The sequence below is a fragment of the Duganella sp. CT11-25 genome (genome assembly GCF_047302815.1).
In the GTDB taxonomy this organism is placed as follows: Bacteria; Pseudomonadota; Gammaproteobacteria; order Burkholderiales; family Burkholderiaceae_D; genus Rugamonas.
In genome coordinates, this window is record NZ_JBKBFD010000001.1 from 7,131,681 (window position 1) to 7,153,451 (window position 21,771).

The 21,771-nt window shown below is 66.8% G+C and carries 20 protein-coding genes; 8 read left to right on the forward strand and 12 right to left on the reverse strand.

Annotated features, from left to right (window positions below):
- Positions 1-10: 10 nt before the first annotated feature.
- Both ACEN9F_RS31225 and ACEN9F_RS31230 read left to right on the forward strand, forming a co-directional pair.
- Complete coding sequence (locus ACEN9F_RS31225) at positions 11-439, forward strand: phosphate ABC transporter substrate-binding protein (RefSeq protein ID WP_413427240.1); 429 nt, start codon at positions 11-13, stop codon at positions 437-439.
- The gene (locus tag ACEN9F_RS31230) at positions 436-3,099 is read left to right on the forward strand and encodes an EAL domain-containing protein (RefSeq protein ID WP_413426630.1); all 2,664 of its coding nucleotides are present in this window, start codon (positions 436-438) and stop codon (positions 3,097-3,099) included. Before ACEN9F_RS31225 ends, ACEN9F_RS31230 begins: the two co-directional genes overlap by 4 nt.
- Here ACEN9F_RS31230 and ACEN9F_RS31235 read toward each other — a convergent pair.
- The 4 genes from ACEN9F_RS31235 to ACEN9F_RS31250 form a co-directional block, all read right to left on the reverse strand.
- Positions 3,056-3,676, reverse strand: a complete 621-nt coding sequence (locus tag ACEN9F_RS31235; RefSeq protein ID WP_413426632.1) for a hypothetical protein — start codon at positions 3,674-3,676, stop codon at positions 3,056-3,058. The genes ACEN9F_RS31230 and ACEN9F_RS31235 overlap by 44 nt on opposite strands.
- Positions 3,677-3,791: 115 nt before the next feature.
- Positions 3,792-5,897 carry a TonB-dependent siderophore receptor gene (locus tag ACEN9F_RS31240; protein ID WP_413426634.1) on the reverse strand — a complete coding sequence of 702 codons (2,106 nt, stop codon included), beginning with the start codon at positions 5,895-5,897 and terminating at the stop codon, positions 3,792-3,794.
- Positions 5,898-5,941: 44 nt separating this feature from the next.
- Positions 5,942-6,562 (reverse strand): helix-turn-helix transcriptional regulator, encoded by a 621-nt coding sequence (locus ACEN9F_RS31245; protein WP_413426636.1) that lies wholly within the window; start codon positions 6,560-6,562, stop codon positions 5,942-5,944.
- Positions 6,559-7,773, reverse strand: coding sequence for an MFS transporter (locus ACEN9F_RS31250; protein WP_413426638.1), 1,215 nt, complete (start codon positions 7,771-7,773; stop codon positions 6,559-6,561). The genes ACEN9F_RS31245 and ACEN9F_RS31250 overlap by 4 nt, the downstream gene beginning before the upstream one ends.
- A 148-nt stretch (positions 7,774-7,921) precedes the next feature.
- Here ACEN9F_RS31250 and ACEN9F_RS31255 point away from each other — a divergent pair, with 148 nt between their 5' ends.
- Positions 7,922-8,443, forward strand: coding sequence for a hypothetical protein (locus ACEN9F_RS31255; protein WP_413426640.1), 522 nt, complete (start codon positions 7,922-7,924; stop codon positions 8,441-8,443).
- Here ACEN9F_RS31255 and ACEN9F_RS31260 read toward each other — a convergent pair.
- The 3 genes from ACEN9F_RS31260 to ACEN9F_RS31270 all read right to left on the reverse strand — a co-directional run bounded on the left by ACEN9F_RS31260 (position 8,391) and on the right by ACEN9F_RS31270 (position 11,732).
- Positions 8,391-9,413: a transporter gene (locus tag ACEN9F_RS31260; RefSeq protein ID WP_413426642.1), complete on the reverse strand. Its 1,023-nt coding sequence runs from the start codon at positions 9,411-9,413 to the stop codon at positions 8,391-8,393. The two genes, ACEN9F_RS31255 and ACEN9F_RS31260, sit on opposite strands and share 53 nt — an antisense overlap.
- Positions 9,413-10,252 carry an HDOD domain-containing protein gene (locus ACEN9F_RS31265; RefSeq protein WP_413426644.1) on the reverse strand — a complete coding sequence of 280 codons (840 nt, stop codon included), beginning with the start codon at positions 10,250-10,252 and terminating at the stop codon, positions 9,413-9,415. The genes ACEN9F_RS31260 and ACEN9F_RS31265 overlap by 1 nt, the downstream gene beginning before the upstream one ends.
- A 196-nt stretch (positions 10,253-10,448) precedes the next feature.
- Positions 10,449-11,732 (reverse strand): D-amino acid dehydrogenase, encoded by a 1,284-nt coding sequence (locus ACEN9F_RS31270; RefSeq protein ID WP_413426646.1) that lies wholly within the window; start codon positions 11,730-11,732, stop codon positions 10,449-10,451.
- Between the two features lie 101 nt (positions 11,733-11,833).
- Between ACEN9F_RS31270 and ACEN9F_RS31275 the strand changes: the two genes are divergently transcribed.
- From ACEN9F_RS31275 to ACEN9F_RS31285, 3 genes are all read left to right on the forward strand, one after another.
- On the forward strand, positions 11,834-12,331 hold the full coding sequence (locus ACEN9F_RS31275) for an Lrp/AsnC ligand binding domain-containing protein (protein WP_413426648.1): 498 nt from the start codon (positions 11,834-11,836) through the stop codon (positions 12,329-12,331).
- Between the two features lie 72 nt (positions 12,332-12,403).
- Positions 12,404-12,784 (forward strand): hypothetical protein, encoded by a 381-nt coding sequence (locus tag ACEN9F_RS31280; RefSeq protein WP_413426650.1) that lies wholly within the window; start codon positions 12,404-12,406, stop codon positions 12,782-12,784.
- Between the two features lie 52 nt (positions 12,785-12,836).
- The gene (locus ACEN9F_RS31285; RefSeq protein ID WP_413426651.1) at positions 12,837-14,390 is read left to right on the forward strand and encodes a hypothetical protein; all 1,554 of its coding nucleotides are present in this window, start codon (positions 12,837-12,839) and stop codon (positions 14,388-14,390) included.
- 5 nt (positions 14,391-14,395) lie between these two features.
- On the opposite strand, the gene ACEN9F_RS31290 is transcribed toward ACEN9F_RS31285, so the two are convergent.
- Genes ACEN9F_RS31290 through ACEN9F_RS31305 form a run of 4 tightly spaced genes read right to left on the reverse strand, consistent with a single transcriptional unit; the run spans position 14,396 to position 18,995 of the window.
- Positions 14,396-15,544, reverse strand: coding sequence for an efflux RND transporter periplasmic adaptor subunit (locus tag ACEN9F_RS31290; RefSeq protein WP_413426653.1), 1,149 nt, complete (start codon positions 15,542-15,544; stop codon positions 14,396-14,398).
- Between the two features lie 24 nt (positions 15,545-15,568).
- Positions 15,569-17,002: an efflux transporter outer membrane subunit gene (locus ACEN9F_RS31295; protein WP_413426655.1), complete on the reverse strand. Its 1,434-nt coding sequence runs from the start codon at positions 17,000-17,002 to the stop codon at positions 15,569-15,571.
- A 23-nt stretch (positions 17,003-17,025) separates the two neighbouring features.
- Entirely contained in the window at positions 17,026-18,564 is a 1,539-nt protein-coding gene (locus tag ACEN9F_RS31300) for a DHA2 family efflux MFS transporter permease subunit (RefSeq protein WP_413426657.1), read from the reverse strand.
- Entirely contained in the window at positions 18,561-18,995 is a 435-nt protein-coding gene (locus ACEN9F_RS31305) for a MarR family winged helix-turn-helix transcriptional regulator (protein WP_413426659.1), read from the reverse strand. The genes ACEN9F_RS31300 and ACEN9F_RS31305 overlap by 4 nt, the downstream gene beginning before the upstream one ends.
- 140 nt (positions 18,996-19,135) lie before the next feature.
- Here ACEN9F_RS31305 and ACEN9F_RS31310 point away from each other — a divergent pair, with 140 nt between their 5' ends.
- Both ACEN9F_RS31310 and ACEN9F_RS31315 read left to right on the forward strand, forming a co-directional pair.
- The gene (locus ACEN9F_RS31310; RefSeq protein WP_413426661.1) at positions 19,136-19,627 is read left to right on the forward strand and encodes a hypothetical protein; all 492 of its coding nucleotides are present in this window, start codon (positions 19,136-19,138) and stop codon (positions 19,625-19,627) included.
- A gap of 35 nt (positions 19,628-19,662) precedes the next feature.
- Positions 19,663-20,973: an NAD(P)/FAD-dependent oxidoreductase gene (locus tag ACEN9F_RS31315; RefSeq protein WP_413426663.1), complete on the forward strand. Its 1,311-nt coding sequence runs from the start codon at positions 19,663-19,665 to the stop codon at positions 20,971-20,973.
- Here the strand turns inward: ACEN9F_RS31315 and ACEN9F_RS31320 are convergent.
- On the reverse strand, positions 20,960-21,685 hold the full coding sequence (locus ACEN9F_RS31320; protein ID WP_413426665.1) for a sensor histidine kinase: 726 nt from the start codon (positions 21,683-21,685) through the stop codon (positions 20,960-20,962). The two genes, ACEN9F_RS31315 and ACEN9F_RS31320, sit on opposite strands and share 14 nt — an antisense overlap.
- Positions 21,686-21,771: the final 86 nt, after the last annotated feature.

Consider the following 21,771-nt stretch of genomic DNA (forward strand, 5'->3'; position numbering starts at 1 on the left):
CATGCATATGATGCTCCTCACGCTACGCCGTCTTGCGCTGGCCAGCCTGCTGCTGTGGGCCGGCGCGGCCGGCGCGGCCGAGCTGGTGGTGATCGTCTCGGCCAGGAATCCGGTGACCGCGCTGCGCCCGGAGCAGGTGGCCGAGATCTTCCTGGCGCAGACCGGCCGCTTCCCCGGCGGCGAGCAGGCGGTGGCGCTGGACCTGCCGGTCGGCAGCCCGCTGCGCGACGAGTTCTACGACAGAATGGCGGCCAAGTCGCCGGCCCTGATGAAGGCTTACTGGACCAAGATGGTGTTCACCGGGCGCGGCCAGCCGCCGCGCGAGCTGGCCAGCAGCGCCGCCGTGCGCAGGATGGTGGCCGACAATCCGGCCATGATCGGCTATATCGACCGCGCCGCGCTGGACGCCAGCGTCAAGGCCGTGCAGGTGGCGCGATGAACGCGCCGGCCAGGAAGGATACGCTGCGGGCGCGCTGGCTGCGGCGCGGCCTGGACACGCACGTGTCGCTGCCGCTGTTCGCGCTGATGCTGCTGGTGGCGATCTGGCTGGTGTCGTTCCACGAGATCGACGCCGAGCGCGAGCACGCGCAGGAAGCCGCCGCCGATACGCTGCGCGAACTGCTGGGCACCTACGAGGCGCAGGTGGCGCGCAGCCTGGACGGCATCGACCAGACGCTGCGCATGCTCAAATACGCGGTCGAGCGCAAGGGCGCGCTGGGCGCGCTGCCGGAGCTGGGCCGCGAAGGCCTGCTGCCGCCGGGTGTGGTGTTCGTGGTCAGCATCGTCGACCGCAACGGCATGACGGTGGCCAGCAATCCGCGCGCGCTGCCGATTTCGGTGGCCGGCCAGCCTTATTTCACCTTCCACCAGGAGCGCGACAGCGGCGTCACCTACGTCAGCCAGGCCGCGCGCGACGCCGCCAACACCGAATGGCATTTGCACTTCACGCGCAGGATCGATGACGCCGCCGGCAATTTCGCCGGCATCGTCATCGTCGAGACCGACCCGGCCTACTTCACCAGCAGCTATGAGCGCAGCCGCCTCGGCGAGCGCGGCATGCTGGGCCTGGTCGGCGCCGACGGCGTGGTGCGCGCGCTGCGCATCGGCGACCAGATGTCGTTCGGCCAGCGCATGACCCTGCGCGCGGAGCCGGCCGGCTTGCCGAACGCGCTGAACCGCTACAGCGGCATGCGGGCGCTGCATGGCGTGCCGCTCAACGTGCTGGTCGGGCTGGATGAAACGGAACTGATGGCCGGCTTCGAGCGCCAGCGCCGCGAAAAACTGTGGGAGGCGGGGATCGCCAGCGCGGTGCTGGTGTTCGGCACCGCGCTGTTGTGGCTATGGTCGTGGCAGGGCGCGCGCAACCGCGCCCACGTGCGCCGCGCGCAGGAAACCTATGCGGCGGCGTCGGCCGCCAGCCTGGACGCCTTCTTCGTCATGCGCGAAGTGCGCGACGCCGGCGGCGACATCGTCGACTTCATCTTCGTCGACGCCAACGTGCGCGCCGAGCAGATGACCGGCTACAGCAAGCAGCGGCTGTGCGGCATGACCTTATCCAGCCTGATGCCGCAGGCGCGCAGCAACGGCATGTTCGAGCACCTGGTGCACGTGACGCGCATCGGCGGCGTCCACGAGCAGGAATGGGAAAGCACCATACCGCAGCTGCGCGCGCGCTGGCTGCACCAGCAGGTGGTGCCGGTCGAAGGCGGCATCGTCGCCATCGTGCGCGACATCTCGGAGCGCAAGCTGGCCGAGGAGCGCATGCTGCACCTGGCCCACCACGATACGCTGACCGGGCTGCCGAACCGCAGCCTGATCGCCGACCGCCTTGAGCTGACCATCGCCCAGGCGCAGCGCAACGGCGGCGCGGTGCTGGTCGCCTTCATCGACCTGGACGGCTTCAAGCTGGTCAACGACTGCCTGGGCCACAACGCCGGCGACGAGCTGCTGAAGGTGGTGGCCGAGCGCATGGCCGGCTGCCTGCGCGCCGGCGACACCGTCGGCCGCTTCGGCGGCGACGAGTTCGTGCTGCTGCTGAGCGAGGCCGGCCTGGTGGCCGACGCGGCGCCGGTGCTGGAGCGCGTGCGCGAAGCGGTGCTGCAGTCGATCAGCCTGTGCGGCCAGGAAGTGCAGGTCAGCTGCAGCATCGGCGTGGCGGTCTATCCGAACGACGGCGGCGACGCCGAGACACTGCTGATGCACGCCGACGCGGCGATGTACCGCGCCAAGGACATGGGCAAGAACAACTGCCAGTTCTATACCGGCGAAATGAACGCCCACATCGAACAGAAGCTGGCGCTGCTGGAGGGCTTGCGCGGCGCGTTGGACGACAACCAGTTCCGCCTGGTGTACCAGCCCAAGGTTGACCTGCGCAGCGGCCGCGTGTTCGGCGTCGAGGCGCTGGTGCGCTGGGAGCATCCGGAGCACGGCGTGATCGGGCCGGACCGGTTTATCCCGCTGGCCGAGGAGAGCGGCATGATCGTCGCGCTGGGCGAGTGGGTGCTGCGCACCGCCTGCGCGCAGAACCGCGCCTGGCAGGACGCCGGCCTGGCGCCGCTGTGCATCTCCGTCAACGTCTCGCCGCGCCAGTTCGAGGAGCAGCAGCTGGTGCCGCGCGTGGCGCGGGCGCTGGCCGACAGCGGCCTGGCCGCGGAATGGCTGGAGCTGGAAGTGACGGAGGGCGTGATCATGCGCGACCTGCAGGGCGCGGTGGCCAAGATGGCCGAACTGCGGGCGATGGGGGTGTCGCTGTCGATCGACGATTTCGGCACGGGGTATTCCAGCCTGTCGGCGCTGAAGTCCTTCCCGATCAGCACCCTGAAGATCGACAAATCCTTCGTGCGCGACCTGGGCCGCAGCGAAGGCGACGAAGCCATCGCCAGCTCGATCATCGGCCTGGCGCACCGGCTCAAGCTGCGCGTGATCGCCGAAGGCGTGGAGACCGAACAGCAGCGCAGCTTCCTGCGCGAGAACGGCTGCGACGAAATGCAGGGCTACCTGTTCAGCCGTCCGCTGCCGCCGGAGCAGCTGCTCAAGCTGCTGCCGCCGCCCGCGCTTACAGCACAGCCAGCGCTTCGTTCGCTACCGGCGGCAGCGTGAGGTTGTTGGCCTTGGCGTAGGCGACGGCGGCCTGCAGCGTCTGGCCCACTTCCCTGACGGAGCCCGGCAACGCTTTTGACAGGTACAGCACGGAGATGGCCGCGCCGTTGGCGCCCTTGAGCGTCTTGCGGATGTCCACCAGGTCGCGCGACATGCCGGCGCTCGCGATCAGGCCGTGCGACAGCGCTGTCACGCCGGTGATGAATTGCAGTTTTCCGGCAGCGCTCAGCGCCTCTCCGGCGGCCAGTTTCTGCGTCAGCGCCTGGCCGCTGTCGGCCTGTATCTTGAGCGCATTTTCAATCTGGCTGCGGCTGGATTGCGGCGTCAGGTTTTGCGCCTCGGCGCCCGCCCTGGCGGCCGGCTCGCTCAATCCCACGGCGCTGAGCAAGTCCTTGTTTGCGTTGAGCAGCGCCTGCGCGTTCCCGATGTAGATGTCGAGGATTTGCGACGGGTTGGGATTGGCCTTGTTGACTCCTGAGAAGAGAGCACCGCCATTGCCGATGGGCAGTTGGGCTGAAGCCAGGCCGCAAGCCAGCAGCAGCGCGGCGCCTGCCAGTGCTTTGAAACATTTTGCCATGTGTATTTCCCTGTGTCGTTTTGATGATGAGGCGTTGCGCCGGACGCCATTGTGACGGCCCGGCGCGCGCAGATCATATCAAAATGTCACAGCGGAAAAATATTTCAATGGCGCATCAATAATTCCAGCTCAGCGTGGCGCTGCCGTTGCGCGGCGCCGCGTACAGGCTTTGCGTCCAGTACAGGCTGGTCAGGTACTTCTTGTCCGTCACATTGTTCAGGTTTAGCGACAGGCTCAGGTGCTTGTCGATCTGGTAGCGCGCCATCAGGCCCAGTGTCGCGTAAGACGACTGGGTGGTGACGATGCCCGGTTCCTGGTCGATATGGATCTCGCTCTGCCATGCCGCCGTGGCGCCGACCTTCAGCGCCGGCAGGCCTGGCAGCTGGTAGGTGGTGTTCAGGCGCAGCGTGGTGCGCGGGATGTAGGTGCGGGCGGCCTGGCCGTCGTCGCCGTGGATGGACAGGCGCGTCGCGCCGGCGCTGGCTTGCCAGCCCTTGGCCAGCTCGCCGGACAGGTCGAATTCCACGCCCTGCGATTCGGCGTTCACGCCGCGATAGTAGGCCTTGGCGCCGACCATGCCGGCCTGCTCGGCGGTGTTGTCCTGCCTGGTCTTGAAGACCGCGCCCGACAGGTTCAGTCTGCCGTCGAACAGCGCGCTTTTCAGGCCGGCCTCGCTGGTGCTGCCTTCGATCGCCTTCAGCACTTGGCCGCTGGCGTCGGTCTCGCTTTGCGGATTGAAGATCGCCGTGTGGCTGGCGTAGGCCGTCAGCCAGCTGTTGATGTCGTGGACCAGGCCGACGTAGGGCGTGGTCTTGTGGGCCGCCAGCGACTTGCTGACGCCGTAGGCGGCGCCGCTGCTCCTGGCGCGCGTGGAGTTGAGGCCGCTCAGCAGCTTCCAGTCGTCGGCCAGGTTGAAGCGGGCGGCGATGAAGACGCTGTTGCGGGTATCCTCGAAGCTGCTGCCGTCGGTGCCCGCATCGAAGGATGGCAGCGGGTAGCTGCCGTCGAAGGCGGTCTGGCCCGGCAGCTCGGTGCCGATGCCCTGGCCGTAGAACGAGACGTCGCTCAGATGGGCGCGCGAGCCGTTGTAGCCGAAGCTGATGTCGTGCCGGCGGCCGGCCAGCACGAACTTGCCGTCGACCGTGACGTCGAGCAGCGTCTGGCGCTGGCGCGCGTTGTACAGCGACGGGTAGGCATACAGGCCGCCGCCGGCGGTCTTGTCCGGCGTGCCGTAGACGTATTGCAGCGTCGAATCCGATTTGTCGGTGATGTAGCTCAGCGAGGACCTGAGGTTCCAGTCCCGGCCCAGTTTGTGGCTCAGTTCGGCGAAGCTGCTGTTGGTGGTGGTGTCCCAGCGCGACCAGTCGGCCGAGGTGCTGGTCGAGACCGGATAGTTGGTCGGGCTGCCGTCGGTGTAGTACAGCGGCAGCGCGCCCCACATCACGCCCTTGTTGCGGTTGGTTTCGTAGGTGTGGCCGACGGTCAGCAGGGTGGCGTCGCCGAGCTGGGCTTCGACCACCGCGTAAGCCACGGTTTTCTTCGGCGCATAGCGGTCCAGGTAGGAGTCGCTTTCCTGTTGCACCAGCACGGCGCGGCCCTTGACGCTGCCGCTCTCGTTCAGATTGGTGCTGACGTCGCCTTCGGCACGGCGCGCATTCCACGAACCGAGCGTGACGCTGGCGGCGGCGGTGGTGCCGTTGGTCGGACGCTTGCGGATGAAGTTGACGGTGGCCGACGGATTGCCGGTCGAGGCCATCATGCCGTTGGCGCCGCGCACGATGTCGATGCGTTCGTACAGCGCGGTGTCGAGGTCGCCCGAGACGTTGCCGAAGACCTGGGGCGCGCCGATGCCGTCGTACTGGAAGTTGACGATGTCGAAGCCGCGCGCGGTGTAGTAGGTGCGGCTGGTTTCCACCTTCTCGACGGTGACGCCGGTGGTGGTGGACAGCACCTGGTTGATGTTGCTGAGGTGGAAATCATCCATCAGCGCGCGCGTGACGACGGACACCGATTGCGGCGTTTCGCGCAGCGTCAGGTCGAGCTTGCCTGCGGACTTGGTGTTGCGGGCCGTGTAGCTGTCTTCCTGCGTGCCGGTGACGGTGACCACCTGCATGGTGGTCTCGGGCGTGTCGGCATCGGCCGGTTCGGCGGCGATGGCCTGGCCGGAATAGGCCAGCGACAGCGCGATGAGCATAGGACGCAGGGGGACGTGACGGGGCATGCGGGACTCCTGGAAGATGATAATAAGAATGAGAATGATTCTTATTATATCTTCTTGATGACATACACGCAACGGCGCGCGCCGGCCAGCATGTGCTCGACCCGTCCCACCGAGCAGTCCGGCCCCAGCACGCGCTGGAACACGTCCAGCTCGGAGCGGCAGAATTGCTGGCATTGTCTGGCGGCGGCGCAGATCGGGCAGTGGTTCTCGATCAGCAGCAGGCTGCCGTCATCCTGCTGCTCGATCTCGGCCATATAGCCTTCGGCGCTGCGGGCCTGCACCAGCGCCGTCACGCGCTCCGGCAGCGACTGGGCGGCGGCCAGGTGCTGGCGGTATTGCAGCTCGCTGGCGGCCTCGCGCGAGCCGATCAGCTTGTCCAGGCCGGCGTCGCCGAACAGCGTGCGGACCTGGTCGATCAGCTGCAGCGTCAGGTCCGCGTGGCGGTCGGGGAAGCGCGCGTGGCCGGCCTCGGTCAGCAGCCAGCGGCGCGACGGGCGGCCCGGCTTGTCGGCCACGTCTTCGTAGGTGACCATGCCTTTTTCCTGCCAGGATTCGAGCTGCCGGCGCGCACCCATCGAGGTCAGCTCCAGCAGCACGGCCAGTTGCTGCGCGGTTTGCGGGCCGCGCGTCTTGATCAGGAACAGCGTCTGTTCGGCGGTGTTCATGGCAGCGCCGCTTCCGGCCTGGCGTTCATGCTGTGGTGCCAGGCCTGCATGCGCCAGGCCGACCAGGCGGTCAGCGCCGCGCCCAGCAGCAGGATCAGGCGGGTATCGATCAAGGTCAGCACCGCGCCGATCAGCGCCATGATGATGTTGGCCAGGCAGAAGGTGGTGGAGATCAGGCCCATCACCGCGCCCTGGCCGTGGGCGCCGAAGCGTTCGGCGCACCAGTTGGGCACGATGGCGTTGTAGAACGAGTGCGGAATGCCGAACAGGACGATGGCGGCGATGCCGATGCTCGCGTTGCTGGCCGCCAGCAGCGTGATGATGGCGGCGGTGATGAAGGCGAAGCGGCGCGCCCTGAGCAGCGGCTCGCCCTGGAAGGGGCGGCCGGCGACGATGGTGGTGGTGGTCATCACGGCGCACATGGCGGCGGTGGTCCAGGCGATGCCCTGGGCGCTGTAGCCGGGCACCTCGACCAGCCACAGCGGGTAGAACTCGTAGAAGCCGGTGACGCCGCAGGTGTAGGCCAGCGTGACGATGAACAGGCTGCGCAGGTCGGGTTCGCGCAGCAGGTTGAGCGAATGGCGGTCGCGCGCCACTTGCCACCACGAGGTGGTGGCGCCGGTGGCCGCTTCGCGCGGCAGCGTCACGGCCACCAGCGCCGCCACCAGCAGCAGTGCGGCGACGGCGACCCAGAACGGCGTGGTCAGGCCGAAGCCGAGCGTGGCGCCGGCCAGCAGCGGGCCGGCCAGCCAGCCCATGTAGAAGGCGCCGTTCAGCCAGGACAGCGCTTTGCGGCGCAGGTCGCCGGTCAGGCGGTCGGCCAGCAGCGCGCGGGCGACCGAGCCGCTGCCTTCGAGCAAGCCGGTGGCGAAGCGGGCGACGATAAACAGCGGATAGGATTCCATCAGCAGCGCGCAGGCGGTGACGGCGTGGCCGATGGCGGCGCCGACCGCGGTGACCAGCAGCACCGGGCGGCGGCCGTAGCGGTCGGACATCGGGCCGAGCAGGGCGGAGCCGATCAGCAGGCCGAGCGGGTTGATGGTCAGGGCCAGGCCGAACAGCAGCTTGGGCGGCAGGCCGAGGAAGGTGTTCAGGCCGTTGCTGGCGCCGGCGGCGAACAGCGGCGGCAGGATGGGGTAGGGCAGCGATGCGCCTATCGTGGAAAGCAGGGCCAGCAGGCAGGCGGCGCCGATGAGCAGTGGTGTTTTCATATCGCCACTTTAAACTTTGCCCATCAATAAGTAAACAAAATTGTTTACAAATGCCGCGCCGGTTCAGTGAAAACCTTCCAGTGTTTGTTGAGGTGCCATTGTAGCGACGCTGTATGATATCGGTCATGTCGATACACACCCATCCAACATGAAACAATGGCTAGCCGGCGAGCGCGGCGCGTATTTCTTCCTGCTGCTCGGCATAGGCTTGATCTTGGTGTACGCCGCGCTGGAATGGCGCTTTCCGGCCGCCGACAAGCTGGAGACGGCCAGCGGCCGCGTGACGTGGAGCCAGTCCACCCGCGGCGCGCTGTATTTCGCCATCGGCGACGGCAAGCAGCGGTTTGTCCTGTATGCCAAGGGCGACGCCGAGGGCCGCCAGCGCGAGGCGGTGCTGGACGCCGTCATGTATCCGCTCACCGTCCGCTTCGACCGCCGCCAGCCGGCCCGCAGCGGCTTTGCGCCCGGCGACTTTTACACTGCTTACGGTATCGAAGTCGGCGGCAAGGAAGTGGCCGGCCTGGACGCGGTGCGCGGCAGCTACCGGCGCGACAACCTGATCGCGCTGGTGATGGGCGTCTTCTTCGCGGCCTACGGCGCGCAGCGCGTGCGCCGCGCTAGCGCACGTCGCGCTGCCGGCGGAACGCCAGCCAGCCGGCGATCACGGTAAAGCTGGCGACGATCGCCACCACCACCCAGAAGCCGTGCGCCTCCTGCGCCAGCGGGATGCCGCCGACGTTCATGCCGAACAGGCCGGCGATGATGTTGATCGGCAGGGCCAGCACCGTCACCACCGTCAGCACGAACAGGCTGTGGTTGTTGGCTTCGGCGGTCAGCGCCGCGATCTCCTCCTGTATCAGCTTGATGCGCTCCTGCAGCGAGGCCATGTCCGCCAGCACCATCGAGAATTCCTCAGTCGACTGGCGCAGCTCCTGGGCGTCGATCTCCGCCACCCAGGCCGGCGGCCGTTGCAGCAATCGGAACAGCGCCGCCGGCTCCGGCGCCAGCAGGCGCTGAAGGCGCACCAGCACGCGCCGCAGCGAGCCAAGGCTGGCGCGCTTGGTGGTCAGCTTGCCGGCCAACAGATTGTCTTCGATGCTGTCGACCGTGGCGATGGCGTCGCGCACGATCTTGATCAGCGCGTCGGCCTGGTCGCGCAGCAGGTGGATCAGCAGTTCGACCGACGAACGTATCGGCTCACCGCCACGCACCGCGTTGCGCAGGCCGTCCACCGCCTTCAGCGGCTTGCGCCGCGCGCTGATGACGATCTGCTTGTCGACGCTCAGCCACAGCGTGGAGATGTCCGACGGCTCGAATGAAAAATCATGCAGCACGTCGTTGACCACGGCGATCAGCGTGTTGTCGGCCAGTTCGATGCGGGTCGAGCGCGGGCCTTCGTGCAGGGATTCGTAGAATTCCTCCGGCAGCGCGGTGTGCTCGTGCAGCCACTTCTCGCTGGCGGTGTTGGCCAGGTTGTAGTGCAGCCAGACGAATTCCTGCGGGTGCTGTTCACGCGATGCCAGCCAGCGGCTGGCGGCGTCGGTATCCAGCGGCTGGCCCTTGCAGTCCGGCGTGCGGCCGAACAGGTAGCCGCATACCAGGCCGGATTGGTCGGAGCCGTAGGACGGTGGTGTGCTCATCAGACCAGCAGCGCCGCGCTCATTTCGGCGGCGTCGATCCTGGCCTCTTCCAGCATCGAGGCCAGCTTCTCCTCGTCGATGAACAGGTCGATGGCCGAATCGGAGTGCGGCGGCAGGTCGCGCTGCGGTTCCTGCAGCGGCGACTTGACGTTGGTCAGGTGGTTCGCCAGCAGCAGCGTGTCGAGCAGGGTATCGGGCGGGATCGACATGAAGCTGTCGCGCAGGCCTTCGATGGCTTCCGACACCGGCTCGGGGATGCACAGCTTGCGCATCACTTCGCGGGTGATGATTTCCTCGCTGGCCGAATGCCAGTTCTCCGGGTCCTCTTCCAGCAGGCCGGGGAATTCGTCGGCGCGCGAAAGCAGGTAGAAGCCGCCCACTTCGTGCACGATGCCGGCGAACAGCGCGGTGTCCGGGTTCACGCCGGTGACCTGGCGCGCGATGATGCGGGCCAGCGCGGCCACGGCGATGGTGTGGTCCCACAGCCTTTCGGCCTTGGCGCGCACGGCGGGGTCGGTGATCTTGCTGCCGAACTGGCGCACCACCATGGCGGCGGCCAGCGCGAACAGGTTCTGGTAGCCGATGCGCATGATGGCGCCGCGCACGTTGGTGATGACCGGCGCGCCGGCGCGGTTGAACATGGCCGAATTGGAGATGGCGACGGTGCGCGCCGCCAGCAGCGGCTCCGCCAATACCAGGCTGATGGCCGTGTCGACCGGGCACTCGGGATCGTCCAATGCCAGTTGAACGCGGAGCGCCGCGTTTACGCTGGTAGGGAATACCAGTTCGCCACGGATGGCCAGGGCCGCGATATGGCCGAATGCTTCGAGTTTATTCATGGTCAAAATTATACGCAGGCTTGGCCTCAATCTCAACGCCATGATCGCGTTGTTGCGGGTTCGGAGACAGATAAAAGGCGGCGATGCGACAGTCTCGACGCCGAGGCGTCATTCAGCGCGGGGATGGGGCGCGGGAGGGGTGCCGTGCGCGGCGCCTTGGTTGGGCGCCGCGCACGGGGTCAAGCTTAACCTATCTTCAGGCGTTCACCAATTCCGGCTGGCGCGGCGCGCGGTCGGCGCTGTAGCGGCTGACCGACAAATCGTCCGACAGGATGGCCGGGCGGCGGGCCGAGATGATGTCCGACAGCAGCTGCGCCGAGCCGCAGGACATGGTCCAGCCCAGCGTGCCGTGGCCGGTGTTGACGAACAGGTTGCGCAGGCCGGTGCGGCCGACGATCGGCGTGCCGTCCGGCGTCATCGGGCGCAGGCCGGTCCAGAAGCTGGCCGAGGCGGTGTCGCCGGCGCCGGGGAACAGGTCGTTGACCACCATTTCCAGCGTTTCGCGGCGGCGCGGATTGAGACGCTGGTCGAAGCCGGCGATCTCGGCCATGCCGCCGACGCGGATGCGGTCGTCGAAGCGGGTGACGGCGATCTTGTAGGTTTCGTCCAGGATGGTCGAGACCGGCGCGGCGCCGGCGTTGACGATCGGCACGGTGATCGAATAGCCCTTGAGCGGATAAACCGGGATCTTGACCAGGTCTTTCAGCAGCGTGGTCGAGTAGGCGCCCAGCGCGACCACGTAGGAGTCGGCGGTGACCAGTTCCGGGCCGCACTGCACGCCCTTGATCGCGTCGCCGGCGGTGAGCAGGCCGGTGATGTCGACGCCGTAGCGGAACTTGACGCCGAGCTCTTCCGCCATGGCGGTCAGGCGGGTGGTGAACAGCTGGCAGTCGCCGGTCTCGTCGTTGGGCAGGCGCAGGCCGCCGACCAGCTTGTTCTGGTCGAGGCCGGGTTCGGCGGCGACCAGTTGTTCACGGTTCAGCAGTTGATACGGCACGCCGGTTTCTTCCAGCACCTGGATGTCCTTGGCGGCGTCGTCCAGCTGCTTCTGGGTGCGGAACAGCTGGGTCGTGCCTTGCTGGCGGCCTTCGTATTCGATGCCGGTGGCGGCGCGCAGGGCTTTAAAGCAGTCGCGGCTGTATTCGGCCAGGCGCACCATGCGTTCCTTGTTGACGGCGTAGCGCTCCGGCGTGCAGTTCTGCAGCATCTGCCACATCCATTGCAGCTGGAACAGCGTGCCGTCCGGGGTGATCGACAGCGGGGCGTGGCGTTGCAGCATCCATTTCATCGCTTTGAGCGGAATGCCGGGCGCGGCCCACGGCGAGGCGTAGCCGGGGGAAATCTGGCCGGCGTTGGCGAAGCTGGTTTCCAGCGCGGGGCCGGGTTGACGGTCGAGCACGGTCACATCGTGGCCGGCCTGGGCCAGATAGTAGGCGCTGGTGACGCCGATGACACCGCTACCCAAGATAACAACGCGCATTGCAGTCCCCCGATTATTTAATCACGCCAGATATTCCGCTATGGTATTCTTGTATCACTAGTGTTTGTTACTGTATAACTTGATAAAAACAGTGGATTTTCATGAGAATTCAGAAGGAATCGGTCCGCAGCCTGGACAAGCTGGACAGAAAGATACTGCGCATCCTGCAGGAGGACGGGCGGATCTCGATGAAGGACTTGAGCGAGCAGGTCGGGTTGTCGATCACGCCGGCGATCGAGCGGGTCAAGCGCATGGAGCGCGACGGGGTGATCACCGGCTATCACGCGCGCATCGATCCGCCGTCGCTCGGGGCTAAGCTGCTGGTGTTTGTCGAGATCACGCTGAACCAGAAGTCCGGGCCGGTGTTCGAGCAGTTCCGGCGCGAGGTGCTGCGGATACCGGAGGTGCAGGAGTGCCATCTGGTGTCGGGCGATTTCGACTACCTGATCAAGGCGCGCATCCACGAGATGGCCGAGTACCGCAAGCTGCTGGGCGACATGCTGCTGTCGTTGCCGGGTGCGGCACAGTCGAAAAGCTATGTCGTGATGGAGGAGATCAAGGAAACCTTGATACTGTCCACCGAGGTGGTGCAGGGTTGATATGGCTCAGGGTATCCTGCTTGCGTATGCCGTCGCGAGAGGGATAATGACAGCATGCTGTGGGAGCCCATCATGACCGGTTTCGATACGCTCAGCTATACCAAACGCCTTGAATCGGCCGGCGTGCCTGCGGAGCAGGCGGAGGCTCATACCATGGCTTTGGCCGAGGTGCTGTCGGCGCAAACAGTCGGCAAGGCCGATTTGACGTCAGTGAGTGTCGATCTGAGTGCTAGACTCGACCGGGTGAGCGAGGAGCTGAGCACGCGCATCGATAATGTGAGCAACGAACTGAATGCGCGCATCGACCTGGTTGAGCTTTTTGTGAAAGAGCAGGTGGCGATACTGCGGACGGAGATGAAGGAACAAAAGGCGGAAATTCTCAAATCGATGTTCGCTTCGGCCGTGGGCCAGGTCAGCGTCATCGTCGCCGTGCTCCGGTATATGCCTCATTGAGCTGATGCTTCAGTTAGAATGTCATAATGACATTGAACAAACTGGAGCAGGTGTGAACAGTCAGCACGGTACTCCATCCAACCTCAGCGTTCGTTCGCTGGACGAACACATGTCCTCGGACCAGAGCTTCAGCTCGGCCTACGCGCGCGCGGTCGGCGCGATCGCCGGCAACGAGGGCAGCCTCACGCTGGCGCAATTCGCCGCCGTGACCGATATCGCCGGCGACGGCAAATCCTCTGCGGTCTTCACCGCCCTGGTGCTCAACGCCATCGAATCCGGCGTCAATATCGACTGGGCCTTCAACGCGCTCAGCCGCAGCTGCACCGGTATCGAGCAGGCCGCGCGCGAGAACGCGCTGAGCATGACCATCCCGCTGCTGGCGCTGCACGGCGCCGACGCCCGCGTCGTCGCGCAACGGCTGGCCAAGGCGCTATCGGTGCGGCTGTCGCCGGAAGACCTGAACCTGCTGCCGGCGGCCGAAGAGCGCGGCATCCTGGCCAACCTGGGCGAGCAGGCGCGCCGGCTGGTGCGCGGCCGTTCGCTGGCCGATACCGTGGCCGACTTCGGCCGCATCGCCGGCCAGCCGCTGCTGGTCGACCACGCGCGCAATTTCCAGTCCGGCGATATCGACCAGGCGCAGTTGCGCGAGCTGGTCGTCAGCACCACCTCGGCGATCACGCACGACATCAGCACCTACCTGGAGCAGGCGCGCATGCTGTCGGTCGGCGAAGCGACCGCCGCCACGCTGGTCGACGCCGCCAACGGCTTGAAAAACCAGGTCATGCAACGCCTGGCGCTGGTGGAGCAGCGCATCGCCCACGAGCGCCGCCTGCTGATCGAGGAAATCGACGACGCCGTGCACGACGCCGGCAACGCCATCGAGCTGGCGATCACCGACCGCCTGAACACGGATCAATGGAAGGACGAGGATGTGTGGGCCAGCATGGGGCGCCAGCAATTCGGCCAGGAGATGGAGCGGCGGCTGGACCGCATCGTGCGGCGCAAGGAGCAGTCGCTGCACCTGATGCAGGAGGACCTGCGGCTGTTCCAGTCGGCGATGCGGCTGAATCAATCGTCGGTGTTCCAGCGTCAGCACCATTCGACGCTGGCCAAGCTGATGCCGCGCCTGCGGGTCGGCACGCGCATCGTCAACAGCGTCGATACGGCGGCGAATGTGACGCTGATGAGCGGCGCGGTGGTGGCGGCCGGCACCGGCACGGCGGCTTACCTGATCGGCGCGGCGGTGGTGCTGCCGGTGGTGGCCCCGGTGGCGCCGTTCGTCGGCGGCGCGGTGCTGCTGGCGGGGGCGTTCAAGTGGTTCACCGACGGCGGCAAGCGCAAGCGCACCGAGATCCGCGACAAGCGCGCCGCGTTTGAAGAGGAGTTGCGCAAGCAGCTGCAGGCGGCGGAGCAGTCGTTCAACACGCAGCTGGACCAGGTGGCGCGGGGATTCCATGATTCCGCCTTGCAGCTGCTGACGCCTTTGCTGCTGGAGGCGGAAGCGGCGGGACGCGTGCCGGGCATGCGCCAGCGCATCGCCGACCGCGTGATCACCCAAGCGCAGGCGGCGATCCGTCAACTAGACGCCGAACTGCGCAAGGGCTGACTAGCTCACAGGTTGTGGGCGATGATGGCGTCGGCCGCCAGCGCGGCTTGCTGCAGCGGCAGCGTCAGCGCCTGGGTGGTGTAGACCGGCGCCTGCGGCATGGCCGCGCCCAGCACCGGGCCGTCGGTCTTGCTGTTGTCGACCGACACCGTGGTCGACAAGCCGATGCGCAGCGGATGTTCCTTCAACTCCTTCGGGTCCAGCGCGATCCGCACCGGCAGGCGCTGCACCACCTTGATCCAGTTGCCGCTGGCGTTCTGCGCCGGCAGCAGCGAGAACGCGCTGCCCGTGCCGGCCGACAGCCCGACCACCTTGCCGTGGAATTCGACCTTGCTGCCATACATATCCGCTTCCACCTTGGCCGGCTGGCCGACGCGGATATTGCGCAGTTCCGATTCCTTGAAATTGGCGTCCACCCACAGCTGGTCCAGCGGCACGATGGACATCAGCGACGTGCCGGGCGTCGCGCGCGCGCCGATCTGCACGCTGCGCTTGGCCACATAGCCGGATACCGGCGCCAGGATCGTATTGCGGCGGGCCGCCAGCCAGGCCTGCACGTAGTCCGCCTTGGCCGCCTGCACCGCCGGATGCGCGGCGACGGCAACGCCCGCCACGCCGGCCTTCGCCGCATCTTCCTGCTTGACCGCCACCGCGATGGCGGCGCGCGCATTGTCCACCGCCTGGCGCGCATGCTCGACTTCCTCGCCCGACACCGTGTGGTCGGCGGCCAGCGGCTTGCGGCGCGCCAGGTCGTCTTCGGCGTTCTTCAGCTGCAGCTTGCGCAGCGCGACGGTGGCGTCGTACTGCGCCACGTCCGCGTAGCGCTGGCGCTGCTGGCGCACGGCGGCGCCCAGCCTGGCGTCGGCCTGGGCCAGCGCGACATCGGCATCGGCCGAATCGAGCTTGATGAGCGGCGCGCCGGCCCGCACCATCTGCGTTTCGTCGGCGCCGATCTCGGTGACGTTGCCGGTCACCTGCGACGACAGGTTGACCAGGTTGCCGCCCACGTAGGCGTTGTCGGTCTCCTGTATCTTGGACAGCACGACCTGGTAGTACGCGGCATAGGCGGCGCCCACCGCGATGAACAGCAGGGTGATGCCGGCCAGGACGGCCTTGCGTTTTTTGTCGTTGGGTTTGGTGGTTTCAGTGCTCATGATGTCAGGTCCGTTGTACTTGAATTATTTGGAGGCGGTCGCCAGCGGCGCTTGCTCGTGATAGCCGCCGCCCAGCGCATTGGTCAGCGCGACTTCGGCCAGCAGCTGCACCTGCTGCAGGTAGACGTCGGCGTCCCGCTGCTTGAGCAGCGCCAGGCGCGCATTCAGCACGCTGCTGTTGTCGGCCAGGCCGTGGTCCAGCCGTGCCTGCGCCGACACCAGCTGCGCGCGCGCCGAGCCGGTGGCCGCCGCCTGCTGCGCAATCTCCTGCTCGATGCCCTGCAGCTGGGCGCCGCCTTGCGCCACTTCGCGCACCGCCTCGACGATGGCCTGGTTGTATTCGGCGATGCGCTCGTTGCGGCCGGTGCGGGCGCTGTCGAGCTGCGCGTCGAGCCGCTTGCTGTCGAACAGCGGCAAGGTCAGCGTCGGCCCCAGGTAGACGGTGCGGCTGGCCGCCTGCAGCAGGTTCTCGATCTTGACGGTATCGAGGCCGATCGAGCCGGTCAGGTTCAGGTCCGGATAAAACGCCGCCTTGGCCGCGTCGATCTTGCTGAGCGAGGCTTCCAGCTTCCAGCGCGCGGCCTGCAGGTCGGGACGGCGCGCCAGCAGGTCCATGCCCAGGTGGGCGGGCAGGGCGTGCGGCGTCGCCGCCAGCGTGACCGGCTTCAGGTCGGCCAGCGCGGCGTTGCCGGCGCCGGCCAGCGCGCGCAGCGCTTCGCGCTCGTGGGCGATGTCGGCGTTGAGCAGGGCCTGCTGCTTGCGGATCAGGCTCAGTTCCGCCTCGGCGGCGCGCTGTTCGTCGGCGTTGGCCAGGCCGCGCGCGATGCGCCTGGCCTTGTCTTGCACCAGCGCCGTTTGCGCGGCCGCCAGCTGCCCGGCATTGTCCAGGCGCGCCCACGCGCCCTGCAGGCGGAAGTAGCTTTGCGCGATGGCGCCGGCCAGCGACTGCTCGGCTTCGGCATATTCGGCGCGGCCGGCGTTGAGTTCGCCGACGGCGGCGGCCACCTGCGCGCGGTTCTTGCCCCACCAGTCGAAGTTGTAGCGCAGGTCCAGGCGCAGCGTCTCTTCGGTGAAATAGGCGCCGCCGATCGGCGCCGGGAACAGGCCGGTGCCGGAGTAGCGCTGGCGGTTGGCGTTGGCGTAGGCCGAGACGTCCACGCCGAGATCGGCCGCGCTGCGCGACAGCGCCGAACGCGCGCTGCCGATGTGGGCCGCCGCCACTTCCAGGCTCGGGCCGTCTTTCAGCGCCTGCGTGATCAGGGCGTTCAGCTGTTCGTCGTAGTAGGCGGTCCACCATTGCGCTTCCGGCCAGCCTTCGTGCGCGAGCTTGATGCCGGCCGACAGTTCGGCGCTGGCGATGTCGCGCCGGGTTTGCGGATGCATGTCGGGCGTGATCTGGGCGCAGCCGGCCAGGGCCAAGGCCAGCGCCGTTGCCAGGATAGGGGCGGTTATCTTCACTTGAGGTTCCAATCGTTTCATCATCAATCCATCGCGGCGTGGTCGACTACCGGGGCCGCGGTCTTCGCCGGCGGCTTGACCAGCAGCAGCAGGGGCAGCACGCACAAAGTCAAAATCATCATCAGCCAGAAGTCGTCCACGTACGAGATCATCGACGCCTGGCGGGTGATCTCGTTGTTCAGCGCGGCGGCGGCCTGCGGCGTGGCCAGGTTGTCCAGCAGCGCCGGGTTGGTGGTGGTGACGTGCTCGACCAGCGAGGCGTGCACGGTCTGCGTGTTGCGCACCAGCAGCGTCTGCACCAGCGCGATGCCGATCGAGCTGCCGATATTGCGGATCAGGCTGTAGATCGCCGTGCCCTCGGCGCGCATTTCCGGCGACAGCGTGGCGAAGGTCGCCGCGCTCAGCGGCACGAACACCAGGCCGAGGCCCAGGCCCTGGATCACGCCCGGCCAGACGATGTCGCTTTGCGACAGCACCAGCGTGTACCGCGTCATCTGCCACAGCGAAAAGGCGGTGATGGCGAAGCCTATGCCCAGCAGCAGGCGCAGGTCGACCTTGCCGACCAGCCGGCCGACGAACATCATCGCGATCATGGTGCCGATGCCGCTGGGCGCCGTGACCAGGCCGGCGATCTTGGCCGGATAGCCCATCAGGCCTTGCAGCATGGTCGGCGTCAGCGCGCGGGTGGCGAACAGCACCAGGCCGACGATGAAGATGAACAACAGGCCGCTGACGTAGTTGGCATTGCGCAGCAGCCGGTAATCGAAGAAGGACTTGCCGGCCGGCCGCAGCGCGGTGTGGGCGACAAAATAAGCAAAGCTCAGCGCCAGGATGATGACTTCGATCCAGGTCTCGGTGGCGGCGAACCAGTCGTTCTGCTCGCCCCGGTCCAGCAACATCTGCAGGGCGCCGATGGCCAGGCTGAGGGTGGCGAAGCCGAAGGCGTCGAAGCTCATCTTGCGCGGCGCGGCCACCGGGCGGATGTAGCGCCAGATGCCGTAGAAGGCGACCGCGCCGATCGGGATGTTGATGAAGAACACCCAGCGCCAGTTGTAGCTGTCGGTCAGCCAGCCGCCCAGGGTGGGGCCGAGGATGGGGCCGATCATCACGCCCATGCCCCAGACCGCCATGGCCGAGCCGTGCTTCTCGCGCGGGTTGATGTCGAGCAGCGTGGCTTGCGACAGCGGCACCAGCGCGGCGCCGAAGATGCCCTGCAGCAGGCGCGCGGCGACGATCTGCGCCAGCGAGCCGGACAACCCGCACAGCACCGAGGCGGCGGTGAAGCCGGCCACCGAGGTGAGGAAGATGTTCTTCTGGCCGAAGCGGTCGCACAGCCAGCCGGTCAGCGGCGTGGCGATGGCGGCGGCGACGATGAAGGAGGTCAGCACCCAGGTGATCTGGTCCTGCGAGGCCGACAGGCTGCCCTGCATGTGCGGCAGCGCGACGTTGGCGATGGTGCCGTCCAGCGCCTGGATGATGGTGGCCAGCATGATCGAGATGGTGATCATGCGGCGGTTGATCTCGCCTCCGGCCGCGGGGGCGCTGGCTGCGGCGGCGCTCATATGCGGGACTCGATATCGGCCAGCATGGTCTCGAGGAATTCGGTGGCGATGCGCAACACGGCCGGATCGGCCTGGCCCAGCAATTCCCGGCGCACGGCGTCGGCTTCCTGCTTGACGGTGTTATAAATTTCCTGGCCCTGTTCGGTCAGGCTGACCAGCTTGACGCGGCGGTCGGTCTCGGACGGCGTGCGCACCACGTAGCCGGCCTTGACCAACCGGTCGATGGTGGAAACCATGGTCGGGTCCTCGACGCCGACGCAGGAAGCCAGCTTGGTCTGCGACATCGATTCCTTTTGCTTGGCGACGTAGGCGATCGCCATCCAGCTGGCCTGGCTGATGCCCAGGTGCTTGAGGCGGCGGTCGATCGCCAGGCGCCAGTTGCGGGCGGTGCCGTGCAGGGCGGCGGAAAAGCGCTCTTCGATAGAAGACATATGATTCACCAGCTAATCGTTAGACATCGAACCATTAGTTTAGCACAGACAACTTATGTTCGCTAGCGCACGGTAAAATGTCCCGGCGCTTGCTAATATGCCGAGTGAGCAAGTTCGCTCACACTATAAGAAGACACATCATGAAAGCCAAGATCATTGCCGCCAGCCTGCTGGCACTGTCGTTCACTTCCGCCTTTGCCGCCGATGTCGGCGTGTCGATCAATATCGGCCAGCCGGGCTTTTACGGCCGCATCGATATCGGCGACTACCCGCAGCCGCAGGTGATTTACCGCCAGCCGGTGATCGTCGAGCGCCCGGTGCGCTACGTCGAGACCGCGCCCATCTACCTGCGGGTGCCGCCGGGTCACGCCAAGAATTGGTCCAAGCATTGCCGCAAGTACAACGCCTGCGGCCAGCGCGTGTATTTTGTGCAGGATAAGTGGTACAACAACGACTATGCGCCGCGCTACCGCGCGCAACACGGCGACCATGACCGCCGCGACGACCGCCGCGACGACCGCAGGGACGATCGCCGCGACGACCGTCGCGATGACCGCCGGGACGACCACGGCCACGACAAGGGCCATGGCAACGGCCACGACAAGGGTCACGGCCACGACCGCCGCGACTGATCACCCGGCGTACGCCGCCGCTACAGGAGAAGCGTTTGCATAGCAAAATCGTGATAGTAGGCGGCGGGGCGGGCGGGCTGGAGCTGGCCTGCAAACTCGGCCGCAAGCTGGGGCCGGAAGCGGTCATGCTGGTCGACAGCCGGCTGTTCCATATCTGGAAGCCGTCGCTGCACGAGGTGGCGGCCGGCACGCTGGACGTGCACCAGGAAGGCTTGTCCTACCAGATGCTGGCGCACGACAACGGCTTCACCTTTGTCTACGGGCCGATGCTGGCGCTCGATGCGGCGCAGCGGCAACTGACCGTGGGCGCCATCTTCAGCGGCGACCGCCAGGACCGGCAGCAGGAGCAGGTGCTGCCCGAACGCCAGGTTCGCTTCGATTCGCTGGTGATCGCGGTCGGCAGCACCTCCAATTATTTCGGCGTGCCCGGCGCGGCCGACAACACCATTTCCCTCAACGCCACCGAAGACGCCGAGCGCTTCCGCCTGACGCTGCTCAAGCTGCTGACCTCGGCCGAACTGAAGAAAAGCACGCAGATCGAGGCCGGCGTCGACGTGGTCATCATCGGCGGCGGCGCCACCGGCGTCGAGCTGGCGGCCGAGCTGCGCGAGGCCAGCGGCGTGTATGCCGCCTACGGCTTCCGCCAGTTGCAGGCCGAGCGCGACGTCCGCATCACCCTGCTGGAAGGGGCGCCGCGCATCCTGGCGCCGCTGCCGGAAAAAGTCTCGGCCGCCGCGCTGGAATTATTGAAGCAGCGCGCCGTCACCGTGGTCACCGATACCCGCGTGACCGCCATCGCCGCCGACCGGGTGACGGCCGGCGACACCGTCTACCCGGCGCAGATCGTGGTGTGGGCGGCCGGCATCAAGGCGCCCGATTTCCTCAAGGAGCTGGGCTTGCCGACGGCGAAGTCGGGCCAGCTCGACGTCGGCGGCGACCTGGCGGTGCGAGGGTACGATTATATTTACGCGCTGGGCGATTGCGCCGCCTGCGCCGGCGCGGACGGCAAGCTGGTGCCGCCGCGCGCGCAAGCCGCGCACCAGCAGGCCGATTACCTGCTGCAGACCTTCATGCGCCAGCAAAACAACAAGCCGCCGCAAACGAAGCCCTATGTGTACCGCGACTATGGCTCGCTGGTGTCGTTCGGCCAGACCACCTCGGTCGGCAGCCTGATGGGCTCGCTAAAGGGCTTGAGCTGGTTTGTCGACGGCTTTGTGGCGCGCATGATGTATGTGAGCCTGCACCTGATGCATCACCAGGCCGTGCTGGGCACGGTGCGCACCGGCGTGCTGGCGCTGGCGCGCTTCCTGATCAAGCGCACCACGCCGCTGGTCAAGCTGCACTAGGGTTTTTCGGCAATACCATGGTCAGCGTGACGCCGCCCTCGGCGCCGGCCGACAGCGTCAGCGTGCCGCCCAGGTAGGCCGCGCGTTCGCGCGCCATGCGCAGGCCGAACTTGCCTGTGGCCTGGCCCGGCGTGGCCGATACCGGCCCGCTCAGGCCGACGCCGTTGTCCTTCACCGTCAGCATCACCTCGTCCTCGTTGTCGTCGACGATGACATCGACCTCGGTCGCCTGCGCGTGCGCGGCGATGTTGCGCAGCGCTTCCTCCAGCGTGTGCAGCAGCACGATGCCGTGGCTGCGCGGGCAGTCCAGCTCGTCGTCCGGCAGGCTGCAGCGCGCGGCGATCTGGTGCTGCTGGCCAAACTGCCCGGTCAGCTCATCGAGGGCCACGCGCACGCCGAGGAATTCCAGCTTGTCGTTCCACAGCTTGATCTGCATCTGGCGGTTGGTTTCGACGATCTGCATCAGCAGCTTTTTCATGTGGGCGGCGCGGTCCTGCAGGGCCGGCTCCTGCGGCATCTTCTGCATCAGCAGGCCGAGGTGCATGGTCAGCGCGGTCAGCGACGAGCCCAGGCTGTCGTGCAACTGGCGCGACAGCGAGCGGCGTTCATTGTCCCAGCAGGTATGCACATGGCCGAGCAGCTCGCTCAAATCGGCGCTGCGCAGGGCGTCCTGTTGCTGGTTTTGTTGTTCTTGCGGGGCCGGTACGGACATTGTTTTCTCTGTTAGGTCGAACGGTGCGGACTACGCTGTGTGCCGATCATACCCGAGCTTTGCAAGTCGTGGCGCACTCCGGGGCG